The organism is Streptomyces sp. NPDC050636 (genome assembly GCF_040654775.1).
Lineage (GTDB): Bacteria > Actinomycetota > Actinomycetes > Streptomycetales > Streptomycetaceae > Streptomyces.
In genome coordinates this window covers 1-10,052 of sequence record NZ_JBFAIP010000156.1, presented here as the reverse complement: position 1 = coordinate 10,052, position 10,052 = coordinate 1, and the positions used below count along the sequence as shown (strand labels likewise).

Sequence of the window (10,052 nt, the reverse complement as noted above, 5' to 3'; positions counted from 1 at the left end):
GTACTGCAGGGGGGACCCTGTGGGAGAGTAGGACGCCGCCGAACAATTTTTGATAGTGGGGAAGCCCCGCACCTTATGGTGCGGGGCTTTTCTGCATTCCGGATCCGTTCGCCCCTTCCGTTACACCGATCTGGTCCCCCTGCCACCCCACGTCCTGGAGACAGTCGAACGCCATGTCCACCGGCTGGAGTGTGACGCGCTGGTCTTCACCACGCTCACCAAGGGCCGGGCCGGCCGCCGTCTCAATGACGGCAACCGGCGACGCCAGACCTGGTGGCCGGCCGTCGACCACGCAGCGGTACGCGCGCCTGCAGCCGGACGCGCACAAGGCTGTGCTCGGCGCCTGGGAGCGGCTGGATGTCCCGCTGACCATCACCGCATGACTCCGCATGAGTGTTCCTCTGCCCTGTCCTGAACGGGACAGGGCAGAGGTGTCTGCACCCGCCGTGCGATGGGGATGGCCGCCTGCGTGCGGCACCGAGTGGGGCGCGGTGGTCGTCGGCACCCTGCACCCGGCTCCGGCAAGATCCGTGCGCTCGCTTCTGACTGACCATCACGCAACCTTGCTGTATGCCACTTTGTGGGCGTGGGTAGATTTGCCGCTCCGGACACGAGGGCCACAGACGGGGGGACTGGCACGTGGGCTGGCGCGAGGAGATCGCCACGGCGCTCGGGGAGTGGATCAACGTGGAAGGCGGTGCCGGCAAGCAGCCCCGCTGGCAGCGCATCGGTCGGGCGGCACGCACCGGCGACGCCGGCCAGTACGCCGTCGACCTCCGTGGCTCCGACATCGGGCCCGATCAGCTCGACAGCCTGCGGCTTGCCGGACCGGAGAACGATGGCGTTGAGACGAACGGCTTCGCGGTCTCGGAAATGGTCCAGAACGGTTCCCTGCTGACTTTACGGGTGGCCGAGTTCGCCGACGTGGCCGACCCGCATCTGTGGATGCTGAAGCAGCCGCCCACCTTCCTCATCGAGGCCCTGCGTGACGGCATTTCCGGCCTCGGTGAGCACCCTCTGGCGGCAGCCCTGGCGGCCGGCCGCATCGGCGGAGCACCGGCCCACGAGGCAGACCCGCCCGGATTCCACCCCGCTCAAGGTGACGCCTACCGGGCCTGCCTCGGCGAGGGGGTATACCTGGTGTGGGGCCCTCCGGGTACGGGGAAGACGTCCGTCCTGAAGCGCGCCATCGGCGATCTCATCGCAAGGGGCGACCGGGTACTGCTGGTCTCGGCCACGAACATCGCCGTGGACAATGCTCTGCTCGGAGTGGTGCGGGCCAAGCAGCACAACCCCGGCGACATCGTCCGGGTGGGCCCACCGCATCTGCGGGAGGTGGCCGAGGACGCTTCGGTGTCGCTGCCGCTGATGGTCAAGACGCGCTTAGCGGACACGGCTGCCTTGCGCAGCACTCTCGAAGCCGAGCTCGTCGCGATCAAGCACCGAGCCGAACAGCTGGCCACCCTGGACAGCAGTCTGGCCGGATTCGATTCCTCTGCCTACTTCGCAGCGCTGAAGCTGCTCCGCACGCCCGGTGAGGATCTCGCGTCGGCGCGGTCGCGAGAGGAAGCTGCCAGTCGACGTCTGGCTGACTCCGAGACGATGTTCCGGGACGCATTGTCCGAGGCCGAGACGGCCGCGGCCCGCGACAAGGCTGCGGAGCCGTCGCGGGCGCAGTGGCGCCAGGTCGACCGGCTGTCTGAGGAAGTGGTCCAGGTACGGAAAGCAGCAGAGCTCCGTGAGGCGGCTGCGCTGCTGGCAGAAGGCGCCTGCGATCCCCTGCGCCAGGAGCTGGAGGGAATAGAGGGCAAGGGCTCTGTGAAGAAGTGGCGTCTGCGCGAAAGGGTCGGCGAGCTGCAGCGGCAGCTGGCCGACGCCGAGCAGGCTGCCGCGTCCGCCAAGCAGTCGGCGACCGAGGCCCGCGCCACGGCCACCACCCACATCGCGGCCCTCGGCGCTCAGATCACAGCCCTGGTTGACACCATCGCGCTCACTCGGGAACAGGCCGCCGACCTGGCGGCCGACGTCAAGGCCCGGCTGGCGGCAGAACAGCAGGCCGGACGCCGCTACGACAGTGGCAAAGAGGACAAGGCCCGGGCGGCGGAGGCCGCGGAGCGGGCTCAGCAGGCCAGCGACGTGGCGGAGCAGGCCGAGCAGCAGGGTTGGCCGGCCCGGTTCGACCTGGCCCGCCGACTACGCCCGGCCGTAGCCGCCGACTCGACCCGGCAGCGTGCGCTGGAGAAGCAATACCAGGAAGTCCAGGAGGAGTACGAGCGCCTCGCCCGCGACGCCCAGAGCGAGATCATCAAGGGTGCCAAGCTGGTCGCCACGACCCTGGCCCGGTTCCGCACGAACCGGGCGGTCTTCGAGGGCCCGTACGACGTCGTCCTCGTGGACGAGGCAGGCGCAGCCACCCTGCCCGAAGTTCTGCTCGCCACGGGCAAGGCCGGACGGACCGCGGTCCTTCTCGGGGACTTCATGCAGCTGGGCGCGGTCATGCCGCCCGAGCTCAAGGGACACGATCGCGCGGACATCAAGCGCTGGCTGCTTCCGGACGTCTTCCAGCACTGCGGGATCGCAGAACCGTCTGACGCCCAGGCCCACCCGAACTGCGTCACCCTCACCCAACAGCACCGTTTCGGCCCCGCCGTTATGCAGTTGGCCAACGGCCTCGCGTACGGCGGAGTGCTCGGCGGAGGCAGCCAGACACAGGCAGCACGCCCGACCGACGACCCGGAGATCGTGCTGATCGACACGGACGGGCTGCACGAGCTGGCCAGGGCGCACCTGACCGGAAGCCGCAGCGGCTGGTGGCCGGCGGGCTCACTGATCGCGCGGGCGCTGGTGGAGCTGCACCGCGAGCTGGGTGAGGAAACGGGCATAGTGACGCCCTACCGCGTCCAGTCCGACGCCACCCTGGAGGCCCTGCGGGACGTCGAGGGCCCGGGGGGAGGCGTGCTGGCGGAGGTCGGCACCGCGCACAAGTTCCAGGGCCGGGAGTTCGACATCGTCGTCTTCGACACGGTGGAGGGCGGGGTGGGCAGCCGCGAGCTGTGGATGGCCTGCGCCCACCTACAGCCGGCGGCCAGCAGCTGGCCCCGGGATGGCGTCCGCCTCTTCAACGTGGCCGTCACCCGGGTCAAGACCCGTCTGTACGTCATCGCCAGCGGCGAACGAGTCAAGAACGCGAAACCAGGAACGGCTCTGGCGCAGCTCGCGGCGCTCATCGGTACCCGGCGCGGCGTGCGGGTCCTCCAGGCCAAGACCCTGATCACCCCACCGACCACGCCGCCCACGTTCCGTGGAGAGTTCGGCACCGCGCTCGCCGAGGTGCTGAGCCGGCATGTCGAGGTGACGGAGATCGACGACGAACGCGACTTCTACCGCACGTTCACTGAGGAGATCCGCCACGCACGACGGTCCCTGTGGCTCTGGGCACCCTGGGTGGCGAAGCGGGTCAGCTCCCTGCTGCCCGAGCTACGTACGGCGGCGGACCGTGGAGTGCGGATCAGTGTCTTCATTCGCGATGACACCGACCAGCTTCAGAAGAAGCCGGCCAACCAGAAACTCATCACTGACCTGAGAACCGTTGCGCATGTGGTCGTACCGATGAACGTCATGCACCAGAAGATCGCAGTCATCGACGAGCGGACGGTCATGCTCGGCAGCCTCAACGCCCTCTCGCAGAGCTGGACCCGTGAGGTCATGCTGACGATGCGGGGTGCGCACTTCGCCCGGAAGCTGCTGGAACACGAGCACGCGGCGGTCTTCGCGGCTCCACCCCGCTGCGGGCGCTGCAATGGGGGAGAGATCGAGATCCGCCGCAGGCAGAATGGCACCTGGGTCTGGCGCTGCTATGCCCCCGCCTGCAAGACCACGCCGAGGGGCGGGACGAACGCCTGGACTCAGAACATCCGCTTGGGGCGGGGGCGCTGAGAGGCTTTTCATGACTGTGTGAATGGTCCGTCATCGCCTCAAGGGGCGGGTCGTGGTCGTGAGTTGCGCAGACGTCCTGGGCTCGAAGGGGGCCGGGGTGCCTCGTCGAAGACGGGGACGATGCGGGTACTCCGGGGGGCTCGGGCAGGCTGGCTGGGCAGGAAGCCTGTCAGCGAGAGCACCGACGGTCGTCCGGGCTGACGCGGCGGCAGGTGTACGGGCTTGCAGCAGTCCGCAGCGGTGTCGTCGCTTGTCCGTCGTGACGCTCATTTGACGCTCCACGCCTCTGATGGGCCGTGACGGAACCGAAAATGTGCCTCTGACCTGTTCATTGCCTGACCTGCGGGTTTACATGGTGTGCATTATGTGTGCTGTGGGCGTTACGGGCGATATCCTGACGCAGACTCGCCACACGTTCTGACGGATTGCCAGCTCCCTGATCGCGCAGGTCACACCAGGCGTCACGCCTGCGTCCCGAGGTTTGGCACTACGAGTCTTGACTGTTTGCTGCCAGGGGTGGTCAAGGCCCGTGGCGGCGACGGCCGACCGTAAGCGCCGCTGGACAGCTCGAAAGTAAGCACAGACGGTCACTTCAGTAGCAGGGCCGTACGGGCTCAAGCCGTGCAGGAACGGCTTCAGATCGTCGGCGCGAGGTTCAGGGATGTCCGGCAGACGGAGGGTCCCGTTGAGCGGGTTCAGGCGTCGCACATGGCTTTCGGCCTAGATGATCCACGCCTCGGCGTGCTGCCTCCAGGTCGGCCGGCCTCTTGCGTCCGCGGCTTCGCCTCGGAGTCCCACTTCCTGCACGATCTCGGCAAGTTGGTCTTCAAGGGAGCGCGCGGCCGTGTCGGCCCACTCGCTGGCCCGGTGCGGCTGGCCGCCGCTGTGGACGATCCGTAGCCGATCGGCAGGGGAGTAGTCGAACCGCGGCACGTGTTTCCTGTCCACGTCATTCCGAGAACGCGTCGCCTCGAGTACATGGCGATCCTGGAGCCGGTGCGTGAGGACTCCTGAGCCACCTGTTCTCGGCAGTGACTGAATGGTTGGCGCCTCCGAGGAGGACCGAGGTGTTGCCGGGCCCAGAGATGATGCCTCGTGATCAGTACGGCGTGATCCAGCCACGAGCGCCGCAGTTCCGGCCGACAGCCGTGGCGATGTTTTCGGCAGGCCGGGCTTTACCTAAGATCACCACAACCGAATTGCGGCCCGACGGGCTTCCTCAACAGGACATGCCCCCACCCGCACGAGTCACTCGTGCCCTGGGGGAACCACTTCGTGTCCATGCTCCTGCTGAAACTTTCGGCGCAGGATCTGCTCACTCTCGATTCGCGTGATCGGATGGTGCCGCACCTTGCTGCTCGGTGGCGGTACTTCCGGGGAGCGGACGCCTCGGAATCGGAGCGTTCCGCATGGGCGGAGAGTCTGGTGAGCCTCGCGAACGACCTGGTCGCGGCGGAACGCGGGAACGTGGAGATGATCGTCGAGTGTGCCGCCACGCTCGATGAGGCGGTCTGCCCCGGTGACCCCCGCCTCATCGACGTCGTTCTGGTGGGGCGCCATCCAGAGCGTCACGTGCCCTCCGTGCAGTTGGTCGAGTTGAAGCGGTGGTCGACGGTGAGCCGGGTGGAACGGGCGACCGCGGATCTGTTGCACGTGCCGGGCATCAAAGAGGAGAAGAAGCACCCGGCGCAGCAATTGGGCGCCTATTACGAGGCGTTCACGAGCGCTCGCGGCCCGTTTCAGGGTGCCGACTTCGAATGCGGCGGTTTCGCCTACCTGCACAACGCCACCGACGACTCCGTGCGGACCCTGATCGACGTGGACGCACCGACAGGCTCGTACGCCCGCATATACACGAGTGATCGGCGCGAGCAGCTGCTCTCCGACCTCAGGAAGAACTTCGCCGAGCAAGGCGCGGCCTCCGTGGCCGAGAGGATGCTGCAGAGCATGGGGCTGCGCAACACCCCGCTGCTCGACGCCATGATCTGGTCCCGAGGCGCAGACACCGTCTTCACCCTGCGCGGGCGGCAGAAGGAGGTCGCCGACCAAGTGCTGGAGACGGCTTCGAAGGTTCTGCCGGACCCCCGGCGCCCCGCCTTGGTGCCGGACGAGCGGCGTGTGGTCTTCCTCGTGACCGGTGGCGCGGGAACGGGAAAGAGCGCGATCGGCCTGCAGATCAAGGCAGAGTTGGAGGCCCAAGGCCGTACGGTCAACTACGCCAGTGGCAGCCGGGCCTTCAACGGGGCCCTTCAAGAGCACGTCGGCTACGGAGATCGGCAGTTCAGGGAGACGTTCACCTACTTCAGTAACTTCGTCACCCCACCCGACCCGCTCTTGGACGTGCTGATCTGCGATGAGGCACATCGTCTCCGAGACCAGTCGACCAGCCGATTCTGGAAGCCCGAGGACTGGGGCACGGGCCCACAGGTGGACGAACTCCTCGCGGCGTCCCGCCTGACGGTGTTCTTCCTGGACGAGAGCCAGTCAGTGCGACCGAACGAGGTCGGTACCGTTGATCTGATCAAGGACGCGGCCGAACGTCACGACGCCCGAATCGTTCCGTACAAGCTGCGGGAACAATTCCGATGCGGTGGCAGTGACGCCTATGTCCGCTGGGTAAGGGCGCTGCTCGATGTGACGGACGAGGAGCCCGGTAAGTGGCGACCGGACGGACTGATGCACATCGAAGTGGCGGACACCCCGGAGGAGCTCGAACAGATCATTCGTACAGAAGCACTTGCCGGTGCATCCGCGCGCATGGTCGCCGGCTACTGCTGGCCGTGGACGAAGCCGCTCGGCAACGAGCGACGGCTGGAGGCCGACGTCCGCATCGGTGGGTGGCACCGACCGTGGAACGCGGACAGCGAAAGCTTCTGCGAGGACGAGGCGCCGCCGTCGAGGATCTGGTCCGTGCATGAGAACGGCCTCGGCCAGATCGGCTGTGTGTACACCGCGCAGGGCCTCGAATGGGACTGGTGCGGTGTGATCATGGGTGAGGACATGGTGCGCCGTGATGACCGGTGGGTGTTCCGACGGGGCAAGGAACGCAAGACAGCGGAGCCGGGCATCAAGCGGGTCGCCGAGCCGGGTTCGTTCGATCCGAAGGTGAAGGCCGGCAGCGTCGACGACGAGGGATTTGCGCGCCTCGTCCGGCATGCTTATCACGTGCTCATGACCCGGGCCAGCCGCGCCACGGTGCTCTATTCCACGGACGAAGAGACCAGGCACTATCTCAAGGAACTCGTCGGCAAGGTCGAGATCCACGGATTGCGTCCCACCTGGGAGAACCTGCCGGTGGAGGCGCGCAAGCCGCATCTGCCCCGGCCGGGCAGAGGACGGGGCAAGGGAAGACGTCGGAAGGGTGCGGGGTCGCAGGCACCTGATCTGCGGCTGTTCTGAGCAGCGCTGTTGAGTGAGGTGGCGGGCTCACCGGGCCCACCACCAGCCTGCCCTAGAAGAGCAGACTTGCAACCGCCACCAGGGCCGTCACCAAGAGATTGGAGACGACTGCGGCGGCGATCTCGATCAGGATCGCTCGGATCCGTTCACGACGCGCAGGCTTGTACTCGACCGAGGTCATGGCCACTCCAAAGCAGTGAGATCGGAATGGCAGGGGGACGCCCTACCGGGCATCCACGCTCGCGTCGCGTGTCACCACACGACGGGCACAACCATTCGTCACCCAAAGCTCGTTGGGGCGAGCTCAGGAACCGCAGCCGCGTACCCTCCGGGAAGGTGCGCAGCCCGATCATGCTATCTCGTGAGTCGGTCCCAGGCGGTGGGGTTTTCGCGGTGGCACGCGCCCGCACGGTCTTGGTGGGACTTCGGGCGCCGTCGAGGGCTAGAGCGCCGGAGGGATCAGCGAGCGGAGCTTCTCGCGGGTTTCCGGGTCCGTCGAGTAGACGATCGTGCCGATCATGCCCCGGGTCAGCAACACCTTGTACGTGTTGCGGACGAGGCGGTCGACGTCCTCGTCCGGGGTGGCCTTGGTGAAGGACGGGTCCTTGGAGGCGCTGCGGTCCACCACCCATCGGTCCGTACGCCAGACGAGGTCCGGACCCATGATCACGCCGGACCAGTCGTACTCGAAGCCCTGCGCGGTGTAGACGCATCCGATCTGTTCGAACCCGGCCGGGTCGGTGGCCCAGAGGGGCGCCGGTGGGGCGCCGAGCAGGGCGCGGTCGCCGTAGAGGTTCCACGGCCTGGCCCAGTCGCCGATGACCACATCGGCGGGCAGGGTGTGCATGCTGGAAGTGATCTTCGTCGTCCACTTCCAGCAGTAGCCCGCGGACATGCGCGCGCCGTAGCCTTGGGCCCGTCGGGAGGCCAGGAGGTCCTCCAACTCCTGCGGGCTGTCGGCGGTCAGAAGCCGTACTTTGTCGTCCGGCTCCCACACGGTGGGCGCGTTGCCTTCGAGTCCCAGCAGGTCGACCACCCACCGCAGGTAGGCGTCGCTGCCACCGCACCGGAATTGGCTGTCGAGCCTCACCACCGTGCAGTCCAGATCCTGTTCGGCCGCGGCCGCCTGGATCTGCTCCACGGTTCCCATCTCGCCCGGGCGCACCACCTGGTGCTGGTCCAGCAGGAACACCGGAACCCGCGCGGCGTCCATCAGCTCTGCCACCTGTGGCCGGCCGGTACGCAGAGTCGCCTTGGTGTAGCGGTTGGCGGAGGTCTTGCGGAGGCGGTGCGCCTCGTCGCACACCAGCACGTCGAGGTCGTTCGGCTCCGCCTCCATAAAGCTGTTGAAGTAGCGGAAGAGCCGCTGGACCTCGGGCTTGCGGGCACCGGCGATCTTGCGCATCGTCTTGGTGAAGGACTGCGAACCGGTGGCGTGCAGGGCGGGCACCCCGCGCCGGTAGAGGTCGCCCAACAGGGAGAGGGCGATCACGCTCTTGCCGGAGCCAGGGCCGCCGGCCACGACGACGACCTGCTTGCGGTTGGACCGCCGGGCCTGTCGGACCGCCGACATGACCGTTTCGTAGGCGAGCCGCTGTTCGTCCAGCAGCACGAACTGCTCCCGGTTGCGCACCTCTTCGGCGGCAACGGCCATCAGTTGCCGCGACGGCCGGACCTTGCCCTGCAGCAGGGCGTCGGCTGCCTCGGCACCCGGCTTCGCCGCCAGCCTGGAACGCAGGTAGCCGAGGAAGGCTCCGCGCTGGTCGCCAGTGAACATCCGGCCCCGATCGTCCTCCTTGACGGCGCGGAGCCCCGCCACTCCGAAGTCGGTCGCATTGTGCAGGTAGGCCACCCCTGCGACCGACTCCGGGATCCGTTCCAACGCTCCGTTGAACGAGATCAGGTAGTTGCAGTAGCCGCGCACCTGCTCTATCGGGTTGAGGACCGGATCCGGATAGGCGTCGATGCGGCACAGCAGCGGATCGTCCTCCTCCGGGTAGGCCTCACTCCACTGCTTCAGCTCGACCACCACGTACGAGGGCGCTCCGGTGCTCGGATGAACGCCGGCAAGTATCACGTCCGCACGCTTGCTGGTCAGGGGCAGCCCGTACTCCAGCAGCATCTCGACTTCACCGAGCCCGGCTTCGACCAGTGCGTTGGTCAGCGCGGGGATGCTCCGCTCCCAGGAACGCACCTCCGACGGTTGGGGCCGGTGGCGGTGCTTGTGCAGGAAGTTCTCGGTCAGGAGCTTTGCCAGCCGTCCTTCAAGGTGGGTGCGGTTGGCCAACGACGCCGCGGACTCACGGAACAGCAAGGAAATGCCCCCAGGCAGCACGAAGTAGCTCGTGCGGGTGGGGGCATGTCCTTCAGGTCCACGGAAGTGGCACGGAAGCCCGTCGGGCCGCTGAGATGGTTCTCGCCATCCTAGAACAGGACGTGGATCATGCCCCCAGAGCTGGTCAGCAGCCTCGTACGTGGGGAACTGGTGACGCTCCTCTGACGCACGCAGCTTCCGTGTATCGATAGGAGGACTCTGACCTGTGGCTTGGCTCAGCTCCTCACTTGTCGAAAGAGTTCCTGGGGACACATCACGTGGGTGCGTGGCGACTTTGGAGCTGGCGAGAAAGAGCCGGCGGTGTGCCGCAGGATGGGTCCTGCGGCGGGGCGGGTGTCCGGGCCGGGGGTCCGGGGGTCGTCCCCCGGGTGAGGGCGGTCTG

Annotated in this window: 5 protein-coding genes; 3 read left to right on the top strand and 2 right to left on the bottom strand. The window is 67.3% G+C overall.

The genetic code is table 11. The features are described 5' to 3' along the window. Positions 1-245 precede the first annotated feature (245 nt). From AB0I10_RS38795 to AB0I10_RS38785, 3 genes are all read left to right on the top strand, one after another. Positions 246-383, top strand: coding sequence for a hypothetical protein (locus tag AB0I10_RS38795; protein WP_363157459.1), 138 nt, complete (start codon positions 246-248; stop codon positions 381-383). 256 nt (positions 384-639) lie between these two features. Continuing rightward, positions 640-3,936, top strand: a complete 3,297-nt coding sequence (locus tag AB0I10_RS38790) for an AAA domain-containing protein (RefSeq protein WP_363157458.1) — start codon at positions 640-642, stop codon at positions 3,934-3,936. A gap of 1,425 nt (positions 3,937-5,361) precedes the next feature. After that, the gene (locus AB0I10_RS38785) at positions 5,362-7,335 is read left to right on the top strand and encodes a DUF2075 domain-containing protein (protein ID WP_363157457.1); all 1,974 of its coding nucleotides are present in this window, start codon (positions 5,362-5,364) and stop codon (positions 7,333-7,335) included. A gap of 52 nt (positions 7,336-7,387) precedes the next feature. On the opposite strand, the gene AB0I10_RS38780 is transcribed toward AB0I10_RS38785, so the two are convergent. Both AB0I10_RS38780 and AB0I10_RS38775 read right to left on the bottom strand, forming a co-directional pair. Continuing rightward, a complete protein-coding gene (locus AB0I10_RS38780; RefSeq protein WP_363157456.1) occupies positions 7,388-7,516 on the bottom strand; it encodes a DUF6408 family protein in 129 nt (42 codons plus the stop codon). Between the two features lie 261 nt (positions 7,517-7,777). After that, positions 7,778-9,649 (bottom strand): DUF2075 domain-containing protein, encoded by a 1,872-nt coding sequence (locus AB0I10_RS38775; protein ID WP_363157455.1) that lies wholly within the window; start codon positions 9,647-9,649, stop codon positions 7,778-7,780. Positions 9,650-10,052: the final 403 nt, after the last annotated feature.

What these genes read in the sequence shown, in the direction of transcription:
- AB0I10_RS38795 (WP_363157459.1), top strand. Translation starts at nt 246, where the DNA reads ATGACGGCAACCGGCGACGCCAGACCTGGTGGCCGGCCGTCGACCACG.
- AB0I10_RS38780 (WP_363157456.1), bottom strand. Translation starts at nt 7,516, where the DNA reads ATGACCTCGGTCGAGTACAAGCCTGCGCGTCGTGAACGGATCCGAGCG.